This is a genomic window from Rhizobium nepotum 39/7 (genome assembly GCF_000949865.1).
GTDB classification, from domain to species: domain Bacteria; phylum Pseudomonadota; class Alphaproteobacteria; order Rhizobiales; family Rhizobiaceae; genus Agrobacterium; species Agrobacterium nepotum.
Genome location: NZ_JWJH01000020.1, coordinates 93,986 through 119,246 on the forward strand (window position 1 = coordinate 93,986; position 25,261 = coordinate 119,246).

Here is a 25,261-nt window from a genome sequence, read left to right on the forward strand (position 1 = left end):
TAGTCCGGGGTGACGGAGTGCGGATGTGGCGAGCCTGCCCTAATCCAAGGCTCAAGCGTCGAGCGATGCCATGTCGATGACGAAGCGGTAACGCACGTCGCTCTTCAGCACCCGCTCATAAGCTTCGTTGACGTCCTGGATGTTGATCGTCTCGATTTCCGAGACGATGTCGTGCTCGCCGCAGAAATCCAACATTTCCTGGGTTTCCTTGATCGAGCCGATCATCGAGCCGGACAGGTTCTTCGCGCCGATGATGAGCGAGAAGGCGTGGACCGGGATTGCATGTTCCGGCGCGCCGACCACGACCATGCTGCCCTTGGGCTTCAGGAGGCCGAGATAGGCGTTCCAGTCGATTGCCACACCTGCCGTGCAGATGATCAGGTCGAAGGTGCCGGCCAGCTTCTGGAAGGTCGAGGCGTCGCTGGTGGCGTAATATTCCTTCGCGCCGAGCTTCAGGCCGTCTTCCTTTTTGGACAACGTCTGGGAGAGCACGGTAACGTCCGCGCCCATGGCGGCACCGAGCTTGACGCCCATGTGGCCGAGGCCGCCCATGCCGACGATCGCAACCTTCTGGCCGGGACCGGCGTTCCAGCGGCGCAGCGGCGAATAGAGCGTGATACCGGCACACAGAAGCGGCGCGGAAGCGTCGAGCGGCAGGTTGTCCGGGATCGACAGGACATAACCTTCCTTGACGACGATCGAGTCGGAATAACCGCCATGGGTGGCTGTCTTCGTAGACGGATCGACGTCGTTATATGTCTGGACGAGGCCGGGCATATAATGCTCGTTGTCGAGGTCGCGGGTGGCGCAGCCGACGCAGGAATCGACGAAGCAGCCGACGCCGACATGATCGCCGACCTTGAACCGGGTAACCTTGGAGCCGACGGCCTTTACGACGCCGGCGATCTCGTGGCCGGGAACGATCGGGAATACGGCGTTCTTCCATTCGTTGCGGACGGTGTGGATGTCCGAGTGGCAGATGCCGGCATATTTGATATCGATGACGACGTCGTCATCGTTCGGCTCGCGGCGTTCGAAGGTGAACGGGGTGAGCGGCTTCGACGCGTCGGTCGCAGCATAACCTCTTGCAATAGCCATCTGAAATATCCTTTTGGGAGTTGGGGACGGCGGAATATGCAATGGAAGCGTGGCGCGGCGTTAGAGCGATCCTCCAAGCTTTTTGCACGATCCTGCAAAAAATGTTCCGTGCACTCTTTGCGGAAGTCGGCTGGCTTTCTAGATAAGTGGCATCTAAAGCATGTCTTCCTTCATTTAAGGGATTTCCCCCATGTCCTTGCCGTTCAATCTCTATCAGGAGATCGCCTCCATCGCCGCGCGGTACGCTACCCGCGATGGCGAGATGCAGACGGCGATCGAATCCCTCGGCATCAGCCGGCGTACAACGCCCAGCGCGCCATGCCACGGCAGCTACCGGCCCTGTTTCGCAATGGTGATCCAGGGGTCGAAAAGCGTTCAACTCGGAACCGATACCATCAATTACGGTGCCGGCGACTATCTCCTGACCTCGCTCGACCTGCCGGTTACCTGGCGTGTGGTGGAGGCGAGCAAAGAGGTGCCGCATTTTTGCATCGGGCTTGCGATCGACAGCGAAAAGCTGCTCGATCTCATGCGACGCATGCCAATCGACCCGCCTGCGGAGCCGGCGAACGGCCAGCGCGGCATGGTGGTCAATGCCGCCACGCCGGAGCTTCTCGATGCGGCTATCCGGCTGTTGCGCCTGCTTGACCGTCCGGCGGACATTGCGGCCATGGCGCCGCTGATCGAGCAGGAAATCCTCTACCGTATCCTGACGGGACCGGCGGGCGGGCAGTTGATGAACATCGTTGCTGCCGGCAGCCAGGGGAACCGGATCGCCCGCGCCATTGCCTGGCTGCGCGAGAATTTCGCGCGCCAGCTGCGTATCGAGGATCTTGCCGAACATATCGGCATGAGCGTGTCGTCCTTTCATCATCACTTCAAGACGATAACGGCCATGACGCCCATCCAGTACCAGAAGCAGCTGCGGCTGCATGAGGCACGCCGGTTGATGCTGCTGGAGCGGCTGGATGCCGGCACCGCCGGCCATCGCGTCGGTTACCAGAGCCCCTCACAATTCAGCCGGGAATATAGTCGCTTTTACGGACTATCGCCGTCGCGCGACGTTGACGCATCGCGCGAGATAAGCGCGACTGGGTAACTGGCCATATATGGCGCAGCACATCCAGTTGCCGCAACGCGTCAATTCTTGCCCGCCTTTGCAGAAACCGCTTGACGGACAAGCTGCCTCCGCTTAAATGGCGCTCGAACCGTACCGTACGGTACATTAATCGAGCCTCTGGAGTGGAAATAAGTGGCCTCCGACCCGATCACAGCGCAGGAATTTTCGCCGCGCCAGAACGCCGTTCTGGATCAGGCATTGCGTCTTCTGGTCGAAGGTGGCGAGAAAGCGCTGACGACATCGGGGCTTGCACGCGCCGCCAACTGTTCCAAGGAAAGCCTCTATAAATGGTTCGGCGATCGGGACGGCCTGCTGGCCGCGATGATCACCTTCCAGCAGAGCAAGGTTCGCACCTTCGAGAAGGCGGGCGACCGCGTGTCTGCGCCGCAGCTTGCCGATCATCTCGAAGTTTTCGCGCATGATCTGCTCGACGTTCTGGCCGGTGACGTGTCGCTGGCGCTCAACCGTCTGGCCGTAGGGCAGGCGAGCCGTGACGGCTCGAAGCTTGGCGATCTGCTTCTGGAACGCGGCCGCCGCCAGATCGACCGCCGTGCGCGCGGATTGATCGAAGCGGGCCGCCGCTCCGGTTATCTGCGCTTCGATGACGCCGAAGAGGCGTATCGCAGTTTTTACGGCCTCATCGTTTCGGATCTGCATGTGCGCATGCTGCTGGGCGAGGTGCCGGACAAGGATTTTTCCGCCCGGGCAAAGAAGGCGGTCGTCGCCTTTCTGACACTCTACGGCACGGAAAAGGTACATTCGGAACTGGGCGGCAAGGTCGCCTGAGGTTCCGGTTCACACAGAGACAAGCATTAGGGAAGGACCATAAAATGCGCGTTTATTATGATCGTGATGCCGATCTCAATCTCATCAAGTCCAAGAATGTCGTCATCGTCGGCTACGGCTCCCAGGGCCGCGCCCATGCGCTGAACCTCAAGGATTCCGGCGCAAAGAACGTCGTCATCGCTCTGAAGGCCGGTTCGCCGACCGTCAAGAAGGCTGAAGCCGACGGCTTCAAGGTCATGACCGTTGCCGAAGCCGCCAAGTGGGGCGACCTCATTATGATGGCGGCACCGGACGAATTGCAGGCCGACATCTACAAGGCCGATATCGCCGGCAACATCCGCGACGGCGCGGCCATCGCTTTCGCGCACGGCCTCAACGTTCACTTCGGCCTCATCGAGCCGAAGGCATCGCTCGACGTCGTCATGATCGCACCGAAGGGCCCCGGCCACACGGTTCGCGGCGAATACCAGAAGGGCGGCGGCGTTCCCTGCCTCGTTGCCGTTCATCATAACGCTTCCGGCAATGCGCTTGAACTCGCTCTCTCCTACGCCTGCGGCGTTGGCGGCGGCCGTTCGGGCATCATCGAAACCAATTTCAGGGAAGAGTGCGAAACCGACCTCTTCGGCGAACAGGTCGTTCTCTGCGGCGGTCTCGTCGAACTCATCCGCGCCGGTTTCGAAACCCTGGTCGAAGCCGGTTACGCACCGGAAATGGCCTATTTCGAATGCTTGCACGAAGTGAAGCTGATCGTCGACCTGATCTATGAAGGCGGCATCGCCAACATGAACTACTCGATCTCCAACACGGCCGAGTGGGGCGAATACGTCACCGGTCCGCGCATCATCACTGCCGAAACCAAGGCTGAAATGAAGCGCGTTCTCGCCGACATCCAGACCGGCAAGTTCACCTCCGAGTGGATGCAGGAATGGAAGGCCGGTGGCGCCCGCTTCAAGGGTATCCGTCGCAACAACGACTCCCACCAGATCGAAGAAGTCGGCGCCAAGCTGCGCGGCATGATGCCCTGGATCGGCAAGAACAAGCTGGTCGACAAGGCTGTCAACTAAGCTTCATTGCTTGGTGGAAGATTGGAAGGCCGGGGCGAACGCTCCGGCCTTTTCTGTATTGTCCGGCTGAGAGGGCTCCCGGTCAGACGATCGCGTCGTCTTCCTCGATAACCACCGAAACCGGGAAGTGATCGGAAAATCCGCCGAGATTAACGTTTTTGACCGCATCGCCTTTCGAAAGACCGAAGCGGATCGGTCCCTCGTTCTTGCTATGGCTGACCATGGCGGCAATCGCTTCGATTTTCGCGGTTTCCTCGTGCACCTTGAAGCCGCTGCTGCCGCTCAGAAGTGATCGGGAGACGAGGATCTGATCGAAGATATTGGCATCGCCGTTAAAATAGAGCGTGCCGTAGATCGTTCTTGCCGTGCCGACGGAATCCATCACCGGCTGGCGCAGATAATTCCAGGTGAGATTGTAGAACATGGCCGATTGCGAGCTTTCGACATCGTCGCGCTCGCGGGTGGAATTGGCGTGGTAGCGCAGCGATGCATCGGAAGGGTCGTCGTTGAAATCGCCGAAAGCGATGACGGCGATGTCGTTGCCTTTCTCTTCCCTGATCCGCTGGTGCCAGTAACCCAGCGTCTCACCGGCGGTCATGCGAAAACCGGCGCTTTCCACCGCGCCGCCCGAGCGCGACGGCCAGTGATTGGAGAGCGCGATAAGCTGGCGGCCGCCCCTGGTGATGAAGGTGCATTGGGTAATGTCGCGTGTGCCGGTGCGGCGCATCACGAAATGGCTGAAAATCTCGTTTTCGTTGATCAGCAGCTTTTTGCTGTCGTAGATGAAGGCGGTGTCGATGCCGCGCTGGTCCTTGCTGGAATCGGCGTGCACGACGCGATAGGCGCGGGCGGGCATGAGGTCGTTCAGATGTTCCGCCAGCGTCTCCAGCACGAAACGGTTCTCGACTTCGCACACACCGAGCAGATCCGGTCCCGCACCGCCGATCTGACTTATGATCAGACCGAGCTGCCTGACCTTGGTCCTGAACAGGTCCTCTGTCCAGCCTTTCAGATCGTTCTTCAGCCGCTCGGCAATCCACGGCTCGCGCGCCGGATAGCCCTCCGGCGCAAACAGGTTTTCGACATTCCAGAACGCCAGGACATATTGGGTCATGATCCGCACATCTCCGGTTGGTTTTTCAAGCCTAGTGGAAGTTTTTGCCACAACAACTTGAAATTGTCATGAAGGCCGGCGGCTGGCGAATTTTCCCGTTCCCGGCCTTATTCGGCCGGCGGAATGACACCCTTCGTCAGCAGGAAGCAGCCATAGAACCGGGTTTCGCCTGTTGTGATGACGCAATAGGCCTGTTTGGCTTTTTCGTAGAAGGCAAAGCGTTCGATGCCGTACATAGGGGCCGATTTTCCTTCCGCCGCGTCGATTTCCTTCTGCACCTCGGCCTGCACCGGCTCCAGCTGATCGGGCGCGCCCATCACTTCCATGCGGCCGACCGAGGGCTGCAACGGCGTGTCGAGCGGCAGCACCGAGAGGATTGCCTTGAAGGCGCGGGCGGCGGAGATGTTGTCCATGCGCAGCACTTTGCCGAGCGTCGTTTGGCGCGCCACCGAATCGGAGGGGAAATTGGTGTCGGAAATCACCAGCGTATCGCCGTGACCCATGGCGCGCAGCGCGTGCAGAACGTCGGCATTCAGCGCCGGGTCGATATTTTTCAGCATATTGTCAAACTCCCATGATGCTTTCGCCGCTTCGCGACGCGCCCGCAATCCAGCCGGAAAACCTTGCCGCGTCAATCGCAAACGGAAGATTGTGAAGCTTTGCGCAAGGGTGTATTTGGCTTTGTCCGCCAAAGGCGGCCCCAAATGCCGGTCGGCTGTGGGCAATGTGCAGGGAGGCAGAAATAATTCGAAAAACTGATAAGTCAGTATTGCTGACATATCGACATTTCTGTAAAGATGCATGCATAAAAACGACACAAGAGGAAACGTACCCATGCTTGATTGGGAACAAATTTTCGCCACGCGCTCTTCGCGCATGAAAGCGTCTGAAATCCGCGAGCTGCTGAAGCTGCTCGAGCAACCCGATATCATCTCCTTTGCCGGCGGCATTCCGGACCCGGCTCTGTTCCCGGCTGAAGAATTCCAGCAGGCTTACGCGGAAATTTTTTCCGGCGCGCAGGTCAACGCGGCGCTGCAATATTCGGTGAGCGAAGGCTACAAGCCGCTGCGCGAATGGCTGGCGGGCGAGATGGCCGATATCGGCATCGACTGCACCGCCGACAACGTCTTCATCGTTTCCGGCTCGCAGCAGGGCCTCGATTATCTCGGCAAGTTGTTCCTGTCGCCCAAGGATACGGCGCTGGTGACATGGCCGACATATCTCGGCGCGCTTTCCGCCTTCAACGCCTATGAGCCGAATTACGACCAGCTCAACCCCGGCGGCAACCGCACGCCCGAGGCTTATCGCGAAACTGCGGCCAAGCTCGGCGGCGCGGTGAAGTTCGCCTACCTCTCGGCCGATTTCTCCAATCCGACCGGGGAAACCGTTGATCTCGCTGGCCGCGAAAAGGTTCTGGCGCTGGCCGACGAGCTGGATATCGCCGTCATCGAAGACGCTGCCTATCAGTCGCTGCGCTACGATGGCGAGGCGGTTCCGCCGATCATGGCGCTTGATATTGCTCGCTCGGGCGGCATCGAGAACACCCGCACCATCTATTGCGGCAGCTTCTCCAAGACGCTCGCGCCCGGCCTTCGCGTCGGTTACATCGTTGCCTCTGCGCCTGTTATCCGCAAGCTGGTGCTGATGAAGCAGGCCGCCGACCTGCATTCCTCCACCATCAACCAGATCGCCATCGAACGCGTCGCCTCGCGCGGCTTCGACAAACAGGTCGCCAAGGTCAAGGCCGCTTACAGCGCCCGCCGGGATGCGATGCTGGCCGCGCTTGACAAATACATGCCGAAGAGCACGCACTGGACCAAACCCGAGGGTGGCATGTTCATCTGGGTCACCTTGCCGGAAGGCATGGACGGCGCAGCCCTGCTGGCGAAATCCATCGCCACGGAAAAGGTCGCCTTCGTTCCCGGTCGCGCCTTCTTTGCGGACGGCTCCGGCACGAATACGCTGCGCATCAGTTTCTCCTGCGCCAACGAGGCAATGATCGAGGAAGGCATGATGCGGCTTGGCCGGTTGATTACGGCGGCGCAGGCGACTTCGGGCGAGGTGATCGCGGCGATTTGATGTTGGCGGCTCTCGATGGTGGTGGAGGTTGGGGCTTACCCCCCTCTGCCCTGCCGGGCGTCTCCCCCACAAGGGGGGAGATCGACTCGGGGCGAGGTTTCGCCCCTCTTAAAGTTTGAGAATGAAGCGACGGTAGAGCCGCTTGCCGATCTCCCTCCTTGTGGGGGAGATGCCCGGCAGGGCAGAGGGGGGTAAGCCGCAACTGCCAGGAGAGCTTTATCACTCTCCTGCTATTACGCCCTTAAAATCCTGCCTGTCACATACATGTTATGCAGGCGTGGTTTAGCGGTCCCAGAAACAACAGGGACTGGACCTATGAAAACGCTGCTTTCCGCTTTCACCGCCATCGTATCGCTGGGCTTCATCGCCACCGGCGCCAATGCTGCCGATCTGGTGCTTTATACCAGCCAGCCGAACGAGGACGCGCAGGCGACCGTTGACGGTTTCAAGGCCGCCAATCCCGGTATCGAAGTCGAATGGGTGCGTGACGGAACGCCGAAGATCATGGCCAAGCTGATGGCTGAGATCAGCGCCGGCAATCCGGTCGCCGACGTGCTGCTGATTGCCGATACCGTGACGCTGGAGCGCATGAAGCAGGCCGGCCAGCTTCTCGCCCACAAGTCTGCGGAAGCCAAGAACATCGATGCCTCGCTCTACGATGCGGACGGCTATTATTATTCCACCAAACTCATCACGACAGGCATCATGTACAACACAGCCGCCGGGATGAAGCCGACGAGCTGGAAGGATCTGGCCAAGGCCGAAGCCAAGGGTCTCGTGACCATGCCCAGCCCGCTGACGTCTGGTGCGGCACTGATCCACGCGCAGACGCTGGCAGCCGCCAGCGGTCTCGGCTGGGACTACTACAAGGCGCTGAAGGCCAATGAAGCCATTGCCGGCGGTGGTAACGGCGCGGTTCTGAAGTCTGTCGCTTCGGGCGAAAAGGCCTATGGCGTGGTCGTCGACTACATGCCGATCCGCGAAAAGGCCAAGGGCGCGCCGATCGAGTTCGTCTTCCCGGAAGAGGGCGTGTCAGCCGTCACCGAACCGGTGGCGATCATCAAGGGCACCAAGCACGAAGAAGCCGCCAAGAAGTTCGTCGACTATGTACTTTCGGAAAAGGGCCAGCAGGGCTTCGTCAAGCTCGGTTACATCCCCGCGCGCGCCGATGCCGGCATGCCGGAAGGCTTCCCGGCCCGCGACAAGATCAAGGTTCTGCCGCTCAGCGCCGCTGATGCGCTGAAGAACTCCGAACAGGACCTGAAGATCTTCTCCGACATCTTCGGCTCCAAGGGCTGATATAGCTGAATGTCCCGTTTAAGTGCCTATGGAAACAGCCAGCCGCGCTGGCTGTTTCCTTTTGTGGTGAGCGTCGTTTTTGCGCTCAGCGCCCTGCCGCTCGGTCGGCTCGCCTATACCGGCATCATGTCGTCACTCAATGGTGACATATGGCGTCTTCTCGCCGATCCGGCACTCTGGGATGCGGCGCTGAACACGCTGTCCACCTCGTTTTTCGGCATGCTGATTTCGCTTGGCATCGGCGGTGCCTTCGCGCTGGCGCTGACGCTTTGCGACATACGCGGCAAGTCGATCCTGAGCTTCCTTTTCATGCTGCCGATGATGATCCCGCCACAGGTGACGGCGCTGTCGTGGATCGGTATGACCGGCCCGTCGAGCACGCTGTTGAAGGCCATCGGCCTTGCACCGCCGATGGGGTCGCCGCAGCCGCTTTATTCCATTGCGGGTATCGCGCTTTTGCTCGGCGTGCAGCATGCGCCGCTCGTCTATCTGTCGCTGCGCGCCGGTCTGCTTGCTCTACCGCAGGATGGCATCGAGGCCGCCAAGCTTTCCGGTGCTTCGCCCCGCCGCGTGCTGTTCGACATCATCCTGCCGCTCTCCACGCCGGGGCTGATCGCGGGTGCGGCGATCTCCTTCGTGTCGAATGTCGGCAATTTCGGCATTCCGGCGATCCTCGGCATTCCCGCGTCGATTTTCACGCTGCCGACGCTGATCTACAGCCGTTTCGCCAGTTTCGGTGCGAGCACCTTCGGCGATATCGCCATTCTCTCCACCATGATCGCCATCATTTCCGTCGCCGGGCTGGCGCTTCAGGAGCGGGCGATGAAGGGCAGGGATTATCGGATCATCGGTCTTTCCGGCAAGGCGGCGACCTTTGGATTGTTGCGCTGGCGGCCATTGGCTGAGCTTGCTTTGTGGCTCGTGCTGTTCTTCATGCTGGTTGCGCCGCTTGCCGCGCTGGTGGCAAGCTCGCTTGCTCCCGCCTATGGCGTGCCGCTCAGCATGAAGACCGCAACGTTGCACGCCTATGAGGAGTTGCTCTACCGGCAGAGCGTGACCCGCACGGCCTTTCGCAACTCGCTGTTCCTGGCAACAGTCACATCATTATGTCTCCTTGCGGTGACGGTGTTGACGGCCTACTTCCTGGTGCGCGGCAAAAGCCGTTTCATGTTCCTGCTGTCGGCGCTGGTGGATATCCCCTATGCGCTGCCGGGCGTGGTGATTTCCGTGTCCTACGTGCTGCTTTTCGCAGCCCCCATCCCGCTCATCGGCGTCACGCTTTACGGCACGATCTGGATCATATTGCTCGCCTATTTCTCATCCTTCTTCGCCGTCAGCCTCAAGCCCATGGTCAGCGCCTTCCTGCAATTCGACCCGTCGCTGGAAGAGGCGGCGCGGCTGTCCGGCGCCGGTTTCTGGCGGCGGCTGAGGGATATCATCCTGCCGCTGGTCGGGCCTGCGGCGGGCGCCTCCGTCATTCTCGTCTTCCTGATCGCCTGCAATGAACTGACGGTATCGGCGCTCCTATGGTCCGCCGGCACGCAGACGCTCGGCGTGCTCATCTACAACCTCGATGACAGCGGCAGCTTCGATCTCGCCTCGGCGCTTTCGGTGCTTGTTGTCATCATGGTAATTTTCCTCATGCTGCTGCTCGAAATTCTGGGGCGCTATCTGCCGAAAGGAGTGGTCCCTTGGCGAAACTGATCCTCAATCGTCTGACGAAAAACTTTGGAGCCGGTTCGAAGCCCGCCGTCGACGACGTGTCGCTGACCGTACGCGAAGGCGGTTTCCTCGCCTTGCTCGGTCCTTCCGGCTGCGGCAAGACGACGGTGCTGCGCATGATCGCCGGTTTCGAACAGCCGACCGACGGTTCCATCCTGCTCGGCGAGCGGGTGCTGGCGGACGCTGGGAACATGGTGGCGCCGGAGCGGCGCAACATGGCGATGGTGTTCCAGTCCTATGCGCTGTGGCCGCATATGTCGGTCGCCGACAATGCCGGTTATCCTCTCAAAGTGCGCGGCATTTCGGGTGAGAAATATCGCGAGAAGGTTCACCACGCGCTTTCTGCCGTCCGTCTCGAAGGCTTTGCGGACCGCCGTCCCGCCGAATTGTCCGGCGGCCAGCGGCAACGCGTGGCGCTGGCGCGCTGCCTTGTCACCGAGCCCGATGTGGTGCTGCTCGACGAGCCGCTGGCCAATCTCGACCGGCATTTGCGGCAGGAGATGGAGGAGACGTTTCGCGAGTTCCACATCCGCTCCGGTGCGACGATGATCTATGTCACCCACGATCAGGCGGAAGCCATGGCGCTGGCGACCGATGTCGCCGTCATGTCGCAGGGCAAGCTGTTGCAGGTCGCTCCGCCGTCCGAGCTTTATGCGCGGCCGGAGGGCAGGCTGGTCGGCTCGCTGGTGGGGCAGGGGTCGATCCTTGCCCTGCCGTTGCCGGAAGGCGCTTCGCGTGACCTCGATTGGACGGCGCTAAGGGCGGCAATGGAAAGCGGGAAGCACCTGCCGCAGGCGGATGTTCTCGTTCGGCCGCAGGATGTGGTGCGGGATGCGGAAGGTATTGTCTGCACGGTCACTTCCGTTCTCTACGAGGGTGAGCGTTATGCCCTGCGCCTCGACCTGCCGGACGGGCAGGCGCTCCGGGCTTATTCCCGGGAAGCGGCTGCCGTCGGAGACCGGCTGCCGGTCGCAATTCGTGCGGCCTGGCGGCTTTAGGAATGGTGCGGCAGACTCTACCTCTCTGTAATGTGCTGGTTTCTCTTCCGTCATGCCGGGCTTGATCCGGCATCCAGCCAGCCCAAGTCTTTGGGTTGAAAGAACTCCTCCCGCCGCACCGACGCGCGTCGACTGGATACCAGCTCAAGGCTGGCATGACGGAAGAAAAGATTCTGCTGTGTGTGAGGTGGCGGCATCATACTGTTCGCTCTTCTTCTGCCCAAACACTCCACTGGCGAAGCGGGTTTGGAATCGATAGTCTCGGCCTCCAGAACAGGAATGAAACATGTCGCTTCGGCTCGCCACCTTCAATATCGAAAATCTTCTCACCCGTTTTGATTTCACCGGTTTTCGCAACCAGACGCGGCGCGACAGGGCGATCCAGCTTTTCGACATTCGTGACGAGGCGACCTATCAGGCGCTGGAAAGCGCGCGCATGGTCTCTGCCACCGACGATACGCGACAGCTTTCCGCGCTGGCCATCGCGGATGCGGATGCGGATATTCTCTGCCTGCAGGAAGTCGACAACATGGCCGCCCTGCAGGCTTTCGAATATGGTTATCTCTATCGTATGGTCGGTAACGGCTACCTGCAAAAATATCTCGTCGAGGGCAATGACAGCCGCGGCATCGATGTCGCCGTCGTCATGCGCGAGCAGACCCGAGACGGTGACAGAATAGAGGTCGTCGACATCAAGAGCCATGCGGCGCTGACCTATCGCAATCTCGATCTCTTCAATCCCGCGCTTGCGGCGACCAACCAGATCGACGACAAGATTTTCAAACGGGATTGCCTGGAAATCGATCTGAGGATCGGCGGCAAGCCGTTGACGCTCTACGTCACGCATTTCAAATCCATGACAAATTCCCGCGATGCGGTCGATGCCCGGCTCGCGACCATGCCGGTCCGCGAGGCGGAAACCATGGCCGTTCGGCGCATCATCGAAAACCGCTGGGGTGCCGGCAATACCCGCAACAAGAATTTCGCCATCTGCGGCGACATGAACGATTATCAGGAGCGCATCGCGATTTCCGGGGACCGGCGCAATGGCTACGCTTTCACGCCGATGGAGGAGGAGCGAAGCGCGCTCGATATCTTCACGGCCGACAATTTTGTGACCAATCCGATGTCGCGCCGCGACGTCATGGATCGCTGGACGCTCTATCATTCCCGCGGACCGCAGGAACAGCATTTGTGCCAGCTCGATTATATCTGGCTTTCCCCGCATCTTGCGCAGATCAACGCGACAAGGGTTCCCGAAATCATCCGTGCCGGTCAGCCCTATCGAACGGTCTTTCCGCCGGGGCAGGAGGTGGAGCGTTATCCGCGCACCGGCTGGGACCGCCCCAAGGCTTCGGATCATTGCCCGGTCGTGATGACGCTGGATCTGATCTGACCTGTCGCTCCAGGCCGCCTATCCGTTGGCGACCTTTGGAAAATAGGTTGCCCAGACCCTGTTCCGGCCCGCACGCTTGGCCTCGTAAAGCCGGTCGTCGGCGATTGCGATCAGCTCGTCCCAGCTGTTGATCGCGCGCGCCTCCTGCCAGACCACGCCGAAGCTTGCCGTCAGCGACAGCCCGCTTTGTTCATCGATGACGTTGGCTTCTATCAGGCGACGAAGGCGGTCTGCGGTGGCAGTCGCCGTGGCATGGCTGACATCCTGCAGCACGACGACGAACTCCTCGCCGCCGTACCGCGCCAGAATATCGTGTCTGCGCAATGCGTTTCTTAAAAGGCTCGCCGTTTTTTGAAGCGCAAGGTCGCCCATGGCATGACCATAACGGTCGTTGATCGATTTGAAGTGGTCGATATCGACAATCATCACGCCGAGCGCCTGATATTGTTCCTCTCCGCTCAATATGGTGCGAACGGCTTTTTCCAGCGCGCGGCGGTTGAAGACGCCGGTGAGGGCATCGGTTTCGGAGAGAAGGCGCAATTGTTCGGCGAGTACGCGCTGCTGGTTCTCCATTTCCCCTTTCTGGCGAAGCTGTTCGCGCAGGAAATCCAACTCCTGGAACATCTTCTCCACTTCGGGGGCAACCTTGTCCCGATACCGGGTTGCGGAAAGATCGCCTGCGGCTATTGCAGCGATCTGCATGCGGACGGACTGCATGGGTCGAAACAGCGCCGTTCTGTAGACCGATGCGAGCCGCAGCAATACCAGAACCGCGATGACGGCGAGGAAGAGAGACGTGCCACCGTAAATCAGTGCCCGTTCCTTGTTCCTTTCGATCCTGGCTCCTGTTTCGGCAAGAATAAGGTCGCGCAGCGTTCCGGCTGACCGCATGCCGTAAATATAGTTCTCGGAAAATTCGCGGACACCCGGGCGGGCGGAAGGCATCACCATCGCAATCGTATTCTGCGCGTAAGGAAGCGCCTGGCCGAAATAGAAGATTTCAAGATCGCGAAACGCCGCGTCTATGCGTGGCGTCGACAAATAAGCCGCAGTGTCGTTCGTCAGCGACGATTTCAGCAGCGCGAGGCTCTGCATCTCCGTGTCGAATTTTGCGCGGAAGCTCAGCTTGTCCTGATTATTTGCCCGCAGGCTCATGACCACATAGGAGCCGAGCCGGCCGATCCTGTCTCGCATCACTCCGGCGGTGCCGGTCATGGCGATGTCGATCGCCACATCGGGCGTCACCTTTATGATTGCGCGTGCGGTTTTGCCACGAAGCAGATTGACGCTGTCCGCCGCCTTGAACATTGATAAAATCGCGTTGGACATCGCTGTGTAGTTGCGTGCGGATGCTGGAGTGGCTGCAACCTGGTCCACGGCCTCCCGCGATTGCGCGAGCTTCCGGCGGGTATCGACAAGCGATTTTGCCAATTGAGGCTGATCCGCGATTTCCGCAGCGAAGGCGGTTTCGAGTTCCGACAGCTTGTCGTCCGTCGCCTTACGCGCCGTGGCCAGCCCCTCGAGCAGCTTTGCATCGGCGGAAGACGCTCCCATCAAATTATTGGCAGGGCCACGCTCGGCCGATACCAGCCATGCGGACTGGAGAACGGTTTCGAAGCGGCTGAGTTGCTGCGCGTTGGTCCGGTAGCGCAAATAATTGGAGACGCTCGGCAATGCGGCAAGGGTCGCCAGCAAGATGGAACTCATCGCTATGACAATCGTACCGGTCAGCTGTATTTTCTGTATGCTTGCGCGCATTTGATGCGTTATTCCCGAGTGGAATGGTTATGAACTGTCGCCATTTTAGCTATGTCGCGTAAATACTTCGCTTATTTTGCCGGCCTTTCGCTGCAATCTTGCGATCCGAACCGCGTGGGCAGGTGTGGAAAAGAGATATCGCAGCGGTGTACAGTCAATTTTTACTTTACACGAAGTGAGAATCTGATAGTTGGCAAGGCACTGGCTTGCCCTTGTAGCTCAGTTGGTAGAGCACCTGATTTGTAATCAGGGGGTCACGAGTTCGAACCTTGTCGGGGGCACCATCTAATTCACTGAAAACGCTGCGTTATTCTCGAAAGAGAGACGCAGCGTTTTTGTTTTTAGGGCCACCCTGGGGCCACCGCGATTTTTCTGGCAGTTGTTAACAGCTTTGTTTGATTTCGCGCTTTCGGTGTAGTGTCATCACTTTGTTGGCTCCGCCACATCGGCGCTCCTCTGAATATACCGCTGTATTGTACGCTTTATGGGGGGCGGGAGAGAGTAATGGTTGAAACCATCGAGCAGCGAAGCAGGACGATGTCCCGTATTCGCTCCAAAGACACAAAGCCAGAAATGCTTATTCGCCGGCTCGTCCATTCTCTCGGCTACAGATATAGGCTACATCGTAAGGACCTCCCTGGGAAACCCGACCTGACCTTTGGACCACGTCGAAAGATCATAGAAGTACGAGGCTGTTATTGGCACGCCCATCTTCGGTATGATCCAAGCTGTTGGGAGGCTAGATCAGAAGCCAAATCGAACGCCGGATACTGGGGTCCCAAGATGGATCGGAATGTGGCTCGCGATCAGAGGAACCTGGAACTCCTTGAAGGTGCCGGCTGGGCGGTGCTGGTCGTTTGGGAATGCGAGCTACGGAACATGGACGCAGTTCGTGACCGGATAGAACACTTCCTTGAGGTTAGTAAATCTGTGGATTCTGGCTCCGTTCACGCGGTTAAGCCTGGGGAAACCTAGTAGGACTAGATTACTATCTGAACCGTTGCGTCGACCTCAACGGCGTGCTAAATCGGCAATGTTCCTATTTTGTTCTATTGGAGGCACCCTATGTCTTTCACCTCGCTTGAAATGTGCGCCGGAGCCGGCGGTCAAGCGCGAGGCCTGGAACTCGCAGGATTCGACCATGCTGGCGTGGTGGAAATTGATCACCATTGCTGTGAAACTTTGCGATTAAACCGCAAGGAATGGACAGTCCATGAGGAGGACCTGACCCAATTCGACGGACGCCAATATCACGGGATAGACCTACTCGCTGGCGGCTTGCCATGCCCTCCATTCTCTATCGCGGGAAAACAACTCGGCGACAAAGATGAACGCAATCTGTTCCCCGCGGCGATCCGTCTCGTTGATGAAACTCGACCCAAGGCAATCATGATCGAGAACGTCCGGGGATTCCTGAGCGCCGTGTTCGAAGACTACCGCGGTTTTATCAAGGGCGAACTCAAGAAGCTTGGCTATGATGCTCACTGGCGTCTTTTCAACGCATCTGACTATGGGGTTCCGCAGTTACGTCCGCGCGTCATCATCGTTGCGCTGCGCGATGACATTAAGGATCAATTCGAATGGCCGGCTCCTTTCCGATTCGATGCACCGACGGTTGGCGAGACTCTTATCGACCTTATGTCGGCCAACGGCTGGAAAGGCGCAAAGGCTTGGGCCAAGCGCGCCAACGACGTCGCCCCGACGCTCGTCGGCGGTTCCAAGAAGCACGGCGGGCCAGACCTTGGGCCAAGTCGAGCAAAAGCTGCGTGGGCCACACTCGGCGTCAACGGAAAGTCCATAGCGGAAGAGGCTCCCGAGCGTGACTTCGTCGGAATGCCTCGCCTGACGGTTCGTATGGCCGCCCGCATTCAAGGTTTTGACGACCAATGGCTAATCCACGGTAAGAAAACGGCTGCATATCGCCAGGTCGGCAATGCTTTTCCGCCTCCGGTTGCCAAAGCCGTTGCCTCCAAAATTCGTGAAGCTATTGAGACAAGGGCGAGCCGTCCGGTTTCCGCACTCGCAGGTTGACGCCTTAACTATGCGCTAACCATGTCCGGCGATCATCGTCGGCATGTCGCAAGCTCCACTCGATTCGTCACATCAGGATTTCATCCCCGTCTCAACACTGATCGCAGGCATCCTCCGTCATGCGGGTGGGTTTGATGCCTTTTCGGTGAATGTGCCAGCTCTTCTCCGTCAGGCATTTGACGAAGTCATCGACGCTCCCCGCACAAGCCGTTTTACGCTCGGCGAAACGGAGAAGACCGAAAAGACATATGTCGGCACCAAAGTAGAAATCCTGATCAGGAATTACCTTGGTGTGCCAAAAGGCTCGGTTCTCGACATGCTGATCGACGGCACCGAGATTGACATCAAGAATACGACAGGACGTGATTGGATGCTTCCGCGGGAGGTGCTCGGAAAGCCGGCTCTTCTTGTCAGATCATCGGAGAAGACCGCCCTGTGCGACATCGGCGTGGTAATCTGCCGGCCGGAATATTTGCGCCTCAGCACCAATCAGGACGGGAAAGGCCAACTGTCGGCGGCGCAGCATGTGAATATATGGTGGATACTCCGCCAACACCCGTATCCGCCGAATTTCTGGGAAGTGTTGTCCGTCGCCGACCGCAACGAGATCATGACCTCAAAAGGCGGTACCAACCGTATCGCGGCCTTGTTCGAGAAAGTCCAAGGGAAGCCAATCTCACGTCAGCAGGTCAGCGCCCTGGCGCAGCAACATGACTATATGAAACGTATCCGTCGAAACGGTGGCGCGAGAGACGTCCTTGCACCGAAGGGTATCGCCTTGCTTTGGGGGCAGCGCGACCGTGCGTTGATCGATCAACTCGGCCTCGGCCCTGTTACCGCCGATGAGTTCATTTCATTTCAGCCGAAGACGCAGGAGCAGATATCAATCCTGCGAGAAGCTGGACACATCAACTGATCAATTTCCTCGGGCCGTGCAATTGGAAACCTCCCGACCGAGCGCGGCCCACCTACTCGAAAACAGCCAACTTCTACTGCCTGACGTTGACGGCACCCTGCACGTCGTCTTCACAACCCAATTTTCAACAAAGCTGCGTCCAGCGCCTTTAGAAGTTCGGACGCGATTGGCTCAAGTATATCATCGCTCAAATTGACCATATACTGAGCCCACGCCATTTTAGCGTGCGTCTCATTTCTACCATCGACTGCGTAATTATAAAATCTCTGCCAAGATGCGTCGATAAGTTCACTAAGTTTGAGGTCTTCCGCGGCGAGGCGATTAACAAGCTTGCTACTCAGTAAGTCTTTCTTGGATCGTTCAACTAACCAGTTTTTATTTTTTGCCTCGGTCCAACAAGTTTCAGGCCACATTTCCTCGAAACATATCGGAAGGTCAATACCAAGCTCGCGAACTGGCATCAGGTGACTGGGAACTGGTAACTGCATTAGATTCACAAATTTCCAGTTTCCCTGCTCTTCATTAAACTTATTGGCCGCCTTATCGCCTTCGCTGTCGGAATCGACGATTCCTACAGCTTTCATGCGTTTTTCTACAGGGAGTATGTGTCTAGTTCTGTACTCCCAAGATCGAAGCATATTTGTAACGTAGTGCGATCCGGCTCGAGCCGGCGGCTCTGCGATAAAGGTAAGCGCTGCTTTTTCAGGCCTAAATCTATGCAGCAAAGACGTGAAAACGAGATACTCCGTTTGACCCTCAACAAAAATGGTTGGGAGATTGTCCGAATTGAAAGCTGACAGTTTCTGGCGGAGGTCCTCTGACTGGGCAGAAGCTTCTGCCAGGGCCTCCTGCGCTGCTTGAATGTGCGGCGCGATTATAGCCATCGCCCCCATGGACTCATCCAACGAAATGTTGGCTTCCGCAGCCGAGTTGGCTTTTGTTCCCAACCTGGTTGACGTATTAGAGAGATGGTACGCCGTACACAACCCACCGTGATCCTCATACAGGTGCATATTGTAGAAAACGGGTGAGTGCGTAGTCAAAATAACTTGCGAAAACTCGTCTTGAGCTAGTTTCTTAAATGAATCTGCTAATGCTTTTGCCCGACGAAACTCCAAATTATTCTCGGGCTCCTCGTACGCCCAAATGAAAGTCGGCGATAGACCGGGCGACTGTCTACTTTTTTCGGCGATAAATTTTAAAATAAGAGGAATATATCGGGCTTTTATCCCATCTCCTCGACTTTCCAGAGATATTGATTTTTCGCCGTTCAGAAAGTCTAAGCTTTCAAAGATCGAGGTCAGATCGTTCGGGAGCCTCAACTTCGAGCTATCATTCAGCTCTTGTGAAATATCTGTAAGAAGCCCCGCAACAGAATCGCCAATCACTGTTTCAAATTGTTCGCTGCTTTCTCTGACAACGCTTTCCGAGGCTTGGGCGATCACCTCAAATATTCGTCCACGTAGGCTCCGAAAAAAATCCGCGTCGCGCACTGCAGGAACGTATTCGAATTGTATGCGATTGAGGAGCGAGGGGACTTTGGACCTACCTGGCAAATCGAATAGTTCTTCAACAAAGCCATTGCCTCGCTTCTTTCTAATGAATCTGATGCCTTTAATTTCTGTGCGAGATTGCAGGCCATCAACTCGCCATCTCTTTCGCCACATGACCTGTTCGCCGTTGTTGCCCCGATAAGATTCTGGGAGCTCGAGGCGTAACTCTACAGCGATCTCAGGTGCTTTTTTGGCACGAGGTTCAGCATATCGATTGTAATCATTCGCGAAACTAAACGGCGTGCTCGGATTGGTCTGTCCGTTGAAGAACAAATTCAACGCGCGAAGGACATTCGACTTGCCACAATCGTTATCTCCGACAATGACAGTGAGGTCCGTCGCACTCATATCGAGTTCGGTGATGGATCGAAAGTTTTCAATTTTTATTCGACGTATTTTCGTCATGAACCCAGCCGCAGAATCTTTAGGTTTCCCAACCCGTTGCACATCTACCTTTCATTAGCTTTCAAAAACTGAATGCGCGGTAAACGGGTAGTGGTGAGTGTTTCGATGCACTTGCCTTTCTCACGCTCTCAGCCAACCTTATAGACAACTACCAACTCAGAAAGGGGATGAGCTCGCTGAGCGACAACCAGGAAGAATTCGAAGCGCTGCGCAAGGCGGCATATTCTTTCGTGAATAAGCACGGGAAGGATGCCGGCCGTCTGCACGTCTTCTGCGAAGACTTCATGCGCAATTGGCGTGAAACCCACGGCCCGAGCGGCCACGATGATCGCAGGCTCATCAACGATGTCGTCCGCTGGACGATGAACAGGTACAATATCCCCCGTTACAAGCCCAAGCGCAGCCGTGAACAACGGGCCAGGGACTTCCTCGCAACCCCCGTAGTCTTTCAACTCTCCGGGGAGGATTTCGTAAGGGCGTCCGTCCGCAACACCGCCCTGATCACCGAGCAGTCGAAAAGCACAGTTGCCAGGCATCTGGCAAGGCAGGGTATCGCCCCACGGCGGGATGCCAAAATCCGTAAGCTCTCCAAGACAGCGCAGCAGCTTGTCCGCATCCTCGATGCGACATTTGACACAAAAGCCGAAGGCATCCTTCAGTTGGGCAGACTGGGAGCAACTCTGTGGGATGACGGTGAGCCGCGTCATGTTCCAGTCACGACACAGGCCTCACGGAAGAAGAAACTTGCCACGCTGCTGTCGGAAATTTCGAAAGCGGGCGTCGGGTATAGCATCATCACCATCGGGGATGTCTGTGGCATCCGTCGGGGGCGTCGCTTTCCTTCATTGTCCGAAGCAAACACCTGGATCGCGGAGGCCCAGCGCCTGGGACGCTATCCCGCCATTCTGCGCCCCAAGCCTGTAGCCGTGGCCGAACAGAACTACTTCTGGGCCGACCCAGTTGTGGTAGACGTCATGTCGATAATAGACATGAGCGTGTCCGGCCATTTCTATCCTCTGGACAAGCTGAACGCGATTTTCCGTTTGGAGCGCCTGCTGCTGGACATGACGCCCGTCCTGCCATGGATCGAACGGGCCTATCATTCGTATGCTGGCGACGACATGGCGCAAAATCTCTACGACCTTGCGGACAAAATCAACGATCCTGGAGTCAAGAAGGCGACCAGACGCCTTGCAAAAATCCTGCATAACCTGAAAGCGTTCGCGGGTGGATACCCGACTTGTTACGATGCGTTCCAGATGGTTGATTTCGTCCTTGGCTTTATGGACAAGACCGCCGAAACCGCTCCCGAAAGCTTTGCAAGGCTCGCCTATATCCGGGATTGGTTCGAAACCGGCGGTGACGATTACCTCGACGTACGGGATCATCTGGCACGGATGCTGGAGTTAGAGAAGGCCGGCGAATGGCAGGCTCCTGATCCCGCAACGCTGGCACCATACCTCCCTGTCACGGCAAGTACCGAGACCGAGGAGGAAAACGAAACGAGTTTTGATATTTCTCTTTAATATCATATGGATAACAGTAAGTGTCCCGTTTTTCTTATATAGTAAGGGATTATTCTTATAGAGGCGGGGGAAGATGAATACCTTCAGACCAGATGTTGCCGGCACACAGGCTGCCAACATCCTCATACTCGCAGAGCAATCTACGGCACTCAACGCCGATCATTCAACTGATCAACCGCTTGAGCGTCCGGGGATGGACCTTGTAACGCCGGGCGACGTCGGCGAGACTTTCACCACCCTGTCCTAGCGCCGTGACTGCCTCGGCGCATTGCTCCTCCGTCATTGAGCGGCGGCGTCCAAGGTTCTGTCCGCGCTGGCGTGCGGCCGCCATCCCGGCAACCGTCCGTTCGCTGATCATCGAGCGCTCGAACTCGGCCATGGCGGCGATGACATGAAAGATCATTCGTCCGCCGGCCGAGTTGGTGTCGATGTTTTCTGTTACCGAGCGGAATTCCACACCACGCGCCTGGAGCTTGGTGATGACGTCGATCAGATGGCGTATCGACCGCCCGAGGCGATCCAGCCGCCATACTACCAGCGTATCGCCTTTGCGCAGGGTCCTGAGGACCGCATTCAGGCCGCGTCGCTTCTCGACAGCGCCGGAGACGCCATGATCCTCGAACACACGTCCGCAGCCCGCCGAACGCAGGGCATCCACCTGCAAATCAAGGTTCTGGTCGTTCGTGGAAACCCGTGCGTATCCGATCATTGCCATGCTGTCCGAAACCTTGTGTCGGCCGCCCCGCAGCACCGCCACCTTGACAAAAAGGAACCCTTTCGTGGGGTGAACATGCGGTCGTGCTACCCTTTCGATTTGCAAATCGTGGCAAGGGCTTATGCAAAGAACAAAGCCTGTCCGACGGTGATGACAAAAGGGTTCGTTTCCATACCAGATGCGGCAGCCTCTCAGTTTCGATCGATGCGCGGCGCGGCTCATGGATGCCTGGATCAGCACCGGGGCCGATACCGACGGCGCGGATATCATCTGCGGCAGCGTACTGGATTACCTCGCACCCGACATGATCCTCACCGTGACCACGACAACGACGACCGACCCGCTCGACTGGGCGTTTTCGCTCATTCGCGGCTACGAGGTTCCGTCTGGTCTCGCCGGCATCCTGCCCGTCGGGACGAACCTGCCGTTTCGTCATCTATCGGATCGGAAGTTCACGCTCGACACCATGGTTGCGGGCAGGCAGCAGGCGATCGCGCAGGCGCGCCCGGAGATCGACAGTGTTGACGCCTGTCTTTCCAATGTCAGGATGTTCGGGGATCGCATCATCCTTCCATCGAGCCATGTCGGCCGGCATGGCTCGTGGTGTGTTTCACTGGTCCGCATCCGCTGCCTGCTGCCCATGACGAACCCGACGCGCGAACCCGACGTCGCAGAACTCGCGATCCTTCAGTTAATACGGGAAGGATATACCGCACGCGACATCGGGGTTCGGATCGGCCTCTCGCCTCGCACCGTCGAGCACAAGCTCGAAAAGCTCAAGGCTGCGTCCGGTGCCCTTAGCGTGGCGCATCTCGCCACGCTGTCAATCGCATCGGCCATCAGGCCGAAATGATCCTTTAGAGCTTCGGTACGGCGGCCCGGTTCTGACGGTCGCTTTCCATCTTCTCGTTCGCTGCCTTCTGCAATGCTGCCCTCTCCGCTGTGATCGTGGATATCGCCAGATCATGGTCGAGGATCGAAATCGACAGTTCTGTGACGAGGCGGTCACGGCCAGCTTCGATCGATGCGAATATGTAGGTGCCGCAGTCGGGGGAATATTTAAGGCTGCGATAATCGGGAGCGCAGGTCGAGGAGGATTGCTCCAATGCCGTATCCTTCGAGACCCAGTATAGCTCCTCGCCGTCATCTTCCGTTTTCGACGGTTCACCATAACGGGCGACCAGCGCCTTTCTCATTTCCTCGACGTCAGGCCCCTTGCCATCATCGTAACGCACGGACCTCGCGATCCCGACAGCCTGTGTTCCCGTGGCCGGCCCGCCACCATACAACGTCCAGGTTTCTCCGATGAACCCGTTCTCGGCCTTCAGCTTCTCGATGCCCTTGCTCGTGGTTCCCGACGTCGTCAGTTGCAGGTACGTGAAGAACTGCTTCCCGTCCGATCCCCGTCCCTGGTCCGCCATCCGCGTCTTGGCATTCGGGATGCGTTCGTTCACCCACTTCCTAGCAGTGTCGAAAGGCATGCCGACTTTCAGGTCCAGGATCGATGTATCCAGTGTTCCAGCATGCACGGGTGATGCGATCACGGCGGCAGACAATAGCGTCATTCTCAAAATAGTCTTCATGGTCTCAGTCTCCAAACATCACGTATTTCTTGTTCAATGATAGGCCGCACGCCTTCTTTGGTATGCCGAACACCTCGACACCCTCCGGATACCTGCCGATCAGCACTTCTGGCGCACCCTTGAATGTCCCGGATATGCCAAGCACCGCCGAACGGCTGAAGCGCCCCTCCAGCTTGCACTTGACGTCGTTGAAATCGGTGCGGTTCGCGACGACGAGTTTGACGTCGACCTTCTCACCGCCCCCGTCGTTGATCTCAATGATGCACTGGACCGTATTGCCGCAATCGCCGGCATACTCTCCCGGCCAGACGCTTTCCTCGGCGTGCGCCGCGAAAGGCAGTAGCGCCGTAATCGCGCACATCAGTATTGGTTTCATGTCTTACCCCCTTTGATCAATCAAAGCGGGGGACAGATGTGCCGGAAGCCGATTAAGGGTTGCGTAAAATATCCGGTTAAGAAAACGGCTATTTCCAATGGTAGATTTACCCGAAGCGCCCTTGCATCAAACGGGATGCCGATCCGGGGACAGTCGGCCCCGGTTCCCGCCGTAGCCGGCGCTGAACCTCCTTCGGCTGCCCCGAGAACCGGTCTCGGCATGCGCGAATTCCCGCGCCCTCCTCGATATCGAGGACCACTATGCTGGGCGCTCCGATACGCTCTTCTTCACCACGGATGCGGTTCCCGCATTCGGATGGCCCACGGGTCCATTTTGAAGTCAAACGTGCTGTACGAGGCTCTATGCGCGCCCGTACAGCACGTTTAGCGGTTCAGATGGGCCAAGATGCCCCTAAATCCATTTTCCCACCCTCACCGCCGAGCCTGCCAGCATGCTCGCTATGTCAACGCCCACGGGCGTCCTCCGCGGTGCTGCGGCCCTCCGGGTGACTGCCGCTGTGCGAGCCGACCGTCTTGGAGGCATCGGGACGGGGAACATCAAGCTTCCGCCCTACAGGCGGGTCCGATCCCCTCCGGAGGGATCGAACAGGGAACAGGCCCTTCACTCCAGAACTCCTAAAATTCTACCGATCCCGTTAACCGTCCCTCCGGCACAACTCAACCATTCCGCGTTATTGCCTGGGCTCGATTCTCACGCTGTGATAAAAGGAAAGGGTAGTGAAAACAGAGGCGAAAGGCGCTCCGATGCAGGTCACCACAACAACCATTCCGGGATTGACGTTCTCCGTTCAAGTCGAGGAAGTTAATCACCGTGACCAGTTTGGCGGCCTCATTTGTTACCTTGCTTCGCTCTACCGGCTCGATCCCAAGACCTCGGCCCGACACCTTGTCCGGCGTTCCCGCATCCCGGGCACTGCCGACGACATGAAACGTGAATTTCAACAGGGCGGCATCAAGGCATTCCGTCGCCTCGAAGCCACGGCCTGAAAGAAGGAAACGCCAATGATCGCACTCCGCATCCTCTCCCTGCCACTCGCCATGGCAGCCTTCACCGTCCTTTACGTCGTCGCCACCAAGGTCCCCGAAGCCATCGAGATGACGAATATCATCCTTTGGCTCTTCCTGCCTGCGGTACTCATCGCAAAGGGCGCGAGACGCATTTGGAAGTGAAATATTTTTCCAAGACTTCATCAGTTCGGAACCGCATTCGCGTCCGCCTCGCCATAATTGAATAACTCAGAGGGTGGCGGAGCCTTCAATTAACTCGAAATCAAAGAACTCGATCCAATTTTGGCCGAACGAGTTCTTTAATAAATTATTTCAATAGGTTAGCCGTCGACCGTATTGGATATTTTCCTTCGTTCTGTATGCTGGACCTCGTCACAGCGACAGACTTAGTCACGAACATGGAGAGAAAATGTGAGGAATACGAACATCGCGGTAATCGATGAAGAGACGCGCAAGGAGCGGATTGCTCAGGCTTGGCACTACATGGTGCCGATTAACCCTATGCCGTTGGAAGAGATGGAGGCGGCGCTCGGTATGGTCGCCTATTCTACCATCAACGCTATCTCGGTCGAGGAACTGGGTTTCCTCGGGCGGACGATGCTTGTCTACGGTGACTCGCGAGCCCGTGAGGCAATGTCGGGGTTCGAGGAGGAGTGATCAACCAAGTCGAACTCAACATCAGCAAAAGGAGCAA

General features: G+C 57.8%; 24 protein-coding genes and 1 tRNA gene. 17 read left to right on the forward strand and 8 right to left on the reverse strand.

The window, feature by feature from the left end:
• Positions 1–51: 51 nt before the first annotated feature.
• A complete protein-coding gene (locus RS75_RS20215) occupies positions 52–1,098 on the reverse strand; it encodes an NAD(P)-dependent alcohol dehydrogenase (RefSeq protein ID WP_045023802.1) in 1,047 nt (348 codons plus the stop codon).
• Between the two features lie 190 nt (positions 1,099–1,288).
• On the opposite strand from RS75_RS20215, the gene RS75_RS20220 reads away from it, so the two are divergent.
• The 3 genes from RS75_RS20220 (at position 1,289) to ilvC (ending at position 4,068) form a co-directional block, all read left to right on the forward strand.
• Positions 1,289–2,197 carry an AraC family transcriptional regulator gene (locus RS75_RS20220; RefSeq protein WP_045023804.1) on the forward strand — a complete coding sequence of 303 codons (909 nt, stop codon included), beginning with the start codon at positions 1,289–1,291 and terminating at the stop codon, positions 2,195–2,197.
• Between the two features lie 153 nt (positions 2,198–2,350).
• The gene (locus tag RS75_RS20225) at positions 2,351–3,004 is read left to right on the forward strand and encodes a TetR/AcrR family transcriptional regulator (protein ID WP_045023806.1); all 654 of its coding nucleotides are present in this window, start codon (positions 2,351–2,353) and stop codon (positions 3,002–3,004) included.
• A 44-nt stretch (positions 3,005–3,048) separates the two neighbouring features.
• A complete protein-coding gene (gene ilvC / locus RS75_RS20230; protein ID WP_045023808.1) occupies positions 3,049–4,068 on the forward strand; it encodes a ketol-acid reductoisomerase in 1,020 nt (339 codons plus the stop codon).
• Between the two features lie 82 nt (positions 4,069–4,150).
• Here the strand turns inward: ilvC and RS75_RS20235 are convergent, their stop codons facing one another.
• Together RS75_RS20235 and RS75_RS20240 are read right to left on the reverse strand one after the other, a co-directional pair.
• Positions 4,151–5,182 carry an endonuclease/exonuclease/phosphatase family protein gene (locus tag RS75_RS20235; RefSeq protein WP_045023811.1) on the reverse strand — a complete coding sequence of 344 codons (1,032 nt, stop codon included), beginning with the start codon at positions 5,180–5,182 and terminating at the stop codon, positions 4,151–4,153.
• A gap of 107 nt (positions 5,183–5,289) precedes the next feature.
• On the reverse strand, positions 5,290–5,742 hold the full coding sequence (locus tag RS75_RS20240; RefSeq protein WP_045023907.1) for an RbsD/FucU family protein: 453 nt from the start codon (positions 5,740–5,742) through the stop codon (positions 5,290–5,292).
• A 274-nt stretch (positions 5,743–6,016) separates the two neighbouring features.
• On the opposite strand from RS75_RS20240, the gene RS75_RS20245 reads away from it, so the two are divergent.
• The 5 genes from RS75_RS20245 (at position 6,017) to RS75_RS20265 (ending at position 12,676) form a co-directional block, all read left to right on the forward strand.
• Complete coding sequence (locus RS75_RS20245) at positions 6,017–7,261, forward strand: aminotransferase-like domain-containing protein (RefSeq protein WP_045023813.1); 1,245 nt, start codon at positions 6,017–6,019, stop codon at positions 7,259–7,261.
• Between the two features lie 315 nt (positions 7,262–7,576).
• Positions 7,577–8,560 carry an ABC transporter substrate-binding protein gene (locus RS75_RS20250; protein WP_045023814.1) on the forward strand — a complete coding sequence of 328 codons (984 nt, stop codon included), beginning with the start codon at positions 7,577–7,579 and terminating at the stop codon, positions 8,558–8,560.
• A gap of 9 nt (positions 8,561–8,569) precedes the next feature.
• The gene (locus tag RS75_RS20255) at positions 8,570–10,264 is read left to right on the forward strand and encodes an ABC transporter permease (protein WP_045023815.1); all 1,695 of its coding nucleotides are present in this window, start codon (positions 8,570–8,572) and stop codon (positions 10,262–10,264) included.
• The gene (locus RS75_RS20260; protein ID WP_045023817.1) at positions 10,252–11,280 is read left to right on the forward strand and encodes an ABC transporter ATP-binding protein; all 1,029 of its coding nucleotides are present in this window, start codon (positions 10,252–10,254) and stop codon (positions 11,278–11,280) included. The genes RS75_RS20255 and RS75_RS20260 overlap by 13 nt, the downstream gene beginning before the upstream one ends.
• A 286-nt stretch (positions 11,281–11,566) precedes the next feature.
• Positions 11,567–12,676, forward strand: coding sequence for an endonuclease/exonuclease/phosphatase family protein (locus RS75_RS20265; RefSeq protein WP_045023819.1), 1,110 nt, complete (start codon positions 11,567–11,569; stop codon positions 12,674–12,676).
• Positions 12,677–12,694: 18 nt separating this feature from the next.
• Here the strand turns inward: RS75_RS20265 and RS75_RS20270 are convergent, their stop codons facing one another.
• Positions 12,695–14,434, reverse strand: a complete 1,740-nt coding sequence (locus RS75_RS20270; protein ID WP_045023821.1) for a GGDEF domain-containing protein — start codon at positions 14,432–14,434, stop codon at positions 12,695–12,697.
• A 208-nt stretch (positions 14,435–14,642) separates the two neighbouring features.
• On the opposite strand from RS75_RS20270, the gene RS75_RS20275 reads away from it, so the two are divergent.
• From RS75_RS20275 to RS75_RS20290, 4 genes are all read left to right on the forward strand, one after another.
• Positions 14,643–14,718: transfer RNA gene (locus RS75_RS20275), tRNA-Thr, on the forward strand.
• A gap of 220 nt (positions 14,719–14,938) precedes the next feature.
• Positions 14,939–15,409, forward strand: a complete 471-nt coding sequence (locus RS75_RS20280) for a very short patch repair endonuclease (protein ID WP_084687122.1) — start codon at positions 14,939–14,941, stop codon at positions 15,407–15,409.
• A 90-nt stretch (positions 15,410–15,499) separates the two neighbouring features.
• Entirely contained in the window at positions 15,500–16,465 is a 966-nt protein-coding gene (locus RS75_RS20285) for a DNA cytosine methyltransferase (protein WP_045023823.1), read from the forward strand.
• A 43-nt stretch (positions 16,466–16,508) separates the two neighbouring features.
• Entirely contained in the window at positions 16,509–17,381 is an 873-nt protein-coding gene (locus RS75_RS20290; RefSeq protein WP_052679720.1) for a NaeI family type II restriction endonuclease, read from the forward strand.
• Positions 17,382–17,491: 110 nt separating this feature from the next.
• Here the strand turns inward: RS75_RS20290 and RS75_RS20295 are convergent, their stop codons facing one another.
• Positions 17,492–19,339 (reverse strand): ATP-dependent nuclease, encoded by a 1,848-nt coding sequence (locus RS75_RS20295; protein WP_045023825.1) that lies wholly within the window; start codon positions 19,337–19,339, stop codon positions 17,492–17,494.
• A gap of 167 nt (positions 19,340–19,506) precedes the next feature.
• On the opposite strand from RS75_RS20295, the gene RS75_RS20300 reads away from it, so the two are divergent.
• Entirely contained in the window at positions 19,507–20,865 is a 1,359-nt protein-coding gene (locus RS75_RS20300) for a hypothetical protein (protein WP_045023827.1), read from the forward strand.
• A 163-nt stretch (positions 20,866–21,028) separates the two neighbouring features.
• Here the strand turns inward: RS75_RS20300 and RS75_RS20305 are convergent, their stop codons facing one another.
• The gene (locus tag RS75_RS20305) at positions 21,029–21,580 is read right to left on the reverse strand and encodes a recombinase family protein (protein ID WP_045023912.1); all 552 of its coding nucleotides are present in this window, start codon (positions 21,578–21,580) and stop codon (positions 21,029–21,031) included.
• A 220-nt stretch (positions 21,581–21,800) separates the two neighbouring features.
• Between RS75_RS20305 and RS75_RS20310 the strand changes: the two genes are divergently transcribed.
• Entirely contained in the window at positions 21,801–22,433 is a 633-nt protein-coding gene (locus RS75_RS20310; protein ID WP_045023829.1) for a helix-turn-helix transcriptional regulator, read from the forward strand.
• A gap of 4 nt (positions 22,434–22,437) precedes the next feature.
• Here RS75_RS20310 and RS75_RS20315 read toward each other — a convergent pair whose 3' ends face one another.
• On the reverse strand, positions 22,438–23,163 hold the full coding sequence (locus tag RS75_RS20315; protein ID WP_045023831.1) for a hypothetical protein: 726 nt from the start codon (positions 23,161–23,163) through the stop codon (positions 22,438–22,440).
• A gap of 4 nt (positions 23,164–23,167) precedes the next feature.
• Positions 23,168–23,539 (reverse strand): hypothetical protein, encoded by a 372-nt coding sequence (locus tag RS75_RS20320; protein WP_152643161.1) that lies wholly within the window; start codon positions 23,537–23,539, stop codon positions 23,168–23,170.
• A 737-nt stretch (positions 23,540–24,276) separates the two neighbouring features.
• On the opposite strand from RS75_RS20320, the gene RS75_RS20325 reads away from it, so the two are divergent.
• The 3 genes from RS75_RS20325 (at position 24,277) to RS75_RS20330 (ending at position 25,224) form a co-directional block, all read left to right on the forward strand.
• A complete protein-coding gene (locus RS75_RS20325) occupies positions 24,277–24,546 on the forward strand; it encodes a hypothetical protein (protein ID WP_152643162.1) in 270 nt (89 codons plus the stop codon).
• A 15-nt stretch (positions 24,547–24,561) separates the two neighbouring features.
• A complete protein-coding gene (locus RS75_RS26680) occupies positions 24,562–24,729 on the forward strand; it encodes a hypothetical protein (protein WP_160297196.1) in 168 nt (55 codons plus the stop codon).
• 249 nt (positions 24,730–24,978) lie between these two features.
• Entirely contained in the window at positions 24,979–25,224 is a 246-nt protein-coding gene (locus RS75_RS20330; RefSeq protein WP_045023837.1) for a hypothetical protein, read from the forward strand.
• Positions 25,225–25,261 lie beyond the last annotated feature (37 nt).

What these genes read in the sequence shown, in the direction of transcription:
- RS75_RS20215 (WP_045023802.1), bottom strand. Translation starts at nt 1,098, where the DNA reads ATGGCTATTGCAAGAGGTTATGCTGCGACCGACGCGTCGAAGCCGCTC.
- RS75_RS20220 (WP_045023804.1), top strand. Translation starts at nt 1,289, where the DNA reads ATGTCCTTGCCGTTCAATCTCTATCAGGAGATCGCCTCCATCGCCGCG.
- ilvC (WP_045023808.1), top strand. Translation starts at nt 3,049, where the DNA reads ATGCGCGTTTATTATGATCGTGATGCCGATCTCAATCTCATCAAGTCC.
- RS75_RS20235 (WP_045023811.1), bottom strand. Translation starts at nt 5,182, where the DNA reads ATGACCCAATATGTCCTGGCGTTCTGGAATGTCGAAAACCTGTTTGCG.
- RS75_RS20240 (WP_045023907.1), bottom strand. Translation starts at nt 5,742, where the DNA reads ATGCTGAAAAATATCGACCCGGCGCTGAATGCCGACGTTCTGCACGCG.
- RS75_RS20245 (WP_045023813.1), top strand. Translation starts at nt 6,017, where the DNA reads ATGCTTGATTGGGAACAAATTTTCGCCACGCGCTCTTCGCGCATGAAA.
- RS75_RS20250 (WP_045023814.1), top strand. Translation starts at nt 7,577, where the DNA reads ATGAAAACGCTGCTTTCCGCTTTCACCGCCATCGTATCGCTGGGCTTC.
- RS75_RS20255 (WP_045023815.1), top strand. Translation starts at nt 8,570, where the DNA reads ATGTCCCGTTTAAGTGCCTATGGAAACAGCCAGCCGCGCTGGCTGTTT.
- RS75_RS20265 (WP_045023819.1), top strand. Translation starts at nt 11,567, where the DNA reads ATGTCGCTTCGGCTCGCCACCTTCAATATCGAAAATCTTCTCACCCGT.
- RS75_RS20270 (WP_045023821.1), bottom strand. Translation starts at nt 14,434, where the DNA reads ATGCGCGCAAGCATACAGAAAATACAGCTGACCGGTACGATTGTCATA.
- RS75_RS20280 (WP_084687122.1), top strand. Translation starts at nt 14,939, where the DNA reads ATGGTTGAAACCATCGAGCAGCGAAGCAGGACGATGTCCCGTATTCGC.
- RS75_RS20285 (WP_045023823.1), top strand. Translation starts at nt 15,500, where the DNA reads ATGTCTTTCACCTCGCTTGAAATGTGCGCCGGAGCCGGCGGTCAAGCG.
- RS75_RS20290 (WP_052679720.1), top strand. Translation starts at nt 16,509, where the DNA reads ATGTCGCAAGCTCCACTCGATTCGTCACATCAGGATTTCATCCCCGTC.
- RS75_RS20295 (WP_045023825.1), bottom strand. Translation starts at nt 19,339, where the DNA reads ATGACGAAAATACGTCGAATAAAAATTGAAAACTTTCGATCCATCACC.
- RS75_RS20300 (WP_045023827.1), top strand. Translation starts at nt 19,507, where the DNA reads ATGAGCTCGCTGAGCGACAACCAGGAAGAATTCGAAGCGCTGCGCAAG.
- RS75_RS20305 (WP_045023912.1), bottom strand. Translation starts at nt 21,580, where the DNA reads ATGGCAATGATCGGATACGCACGGGTTTCCACGAACGACCAGAACCTT.
- RS75_RS20310 (WP_045023829.1), top strand. Translation starts at nt 21,801, where the DNA reads ATGGATGCCTGGATCAGCACCGGGGCCGATACCGACGGCGCGGATATC.
- RS75_RS20315 (WP_045023831.1), bottom strand. Translation starts at nt 23,163, where the DNA reads ATGAAGACTATTTTGAGAATGACGCTATTGTCTGCCGCCGTGATCGCA.
- RS75_RS20320 (WP_152643161.1), bottom strand. Translation starts at nt 23,539, where the DNA reads ATGAAACCAATACTGATGTGCGCGATTACGGCGCTACTGCCTTTCGCG.
- RS75_RS26680 (WP_160297196.1), top strand. Translation starts at nt 24,562, where the DNA reads ATGATCGCACTCCGCATCCTCTCCCTGCCACTCGCCATGGCAGCCTTC.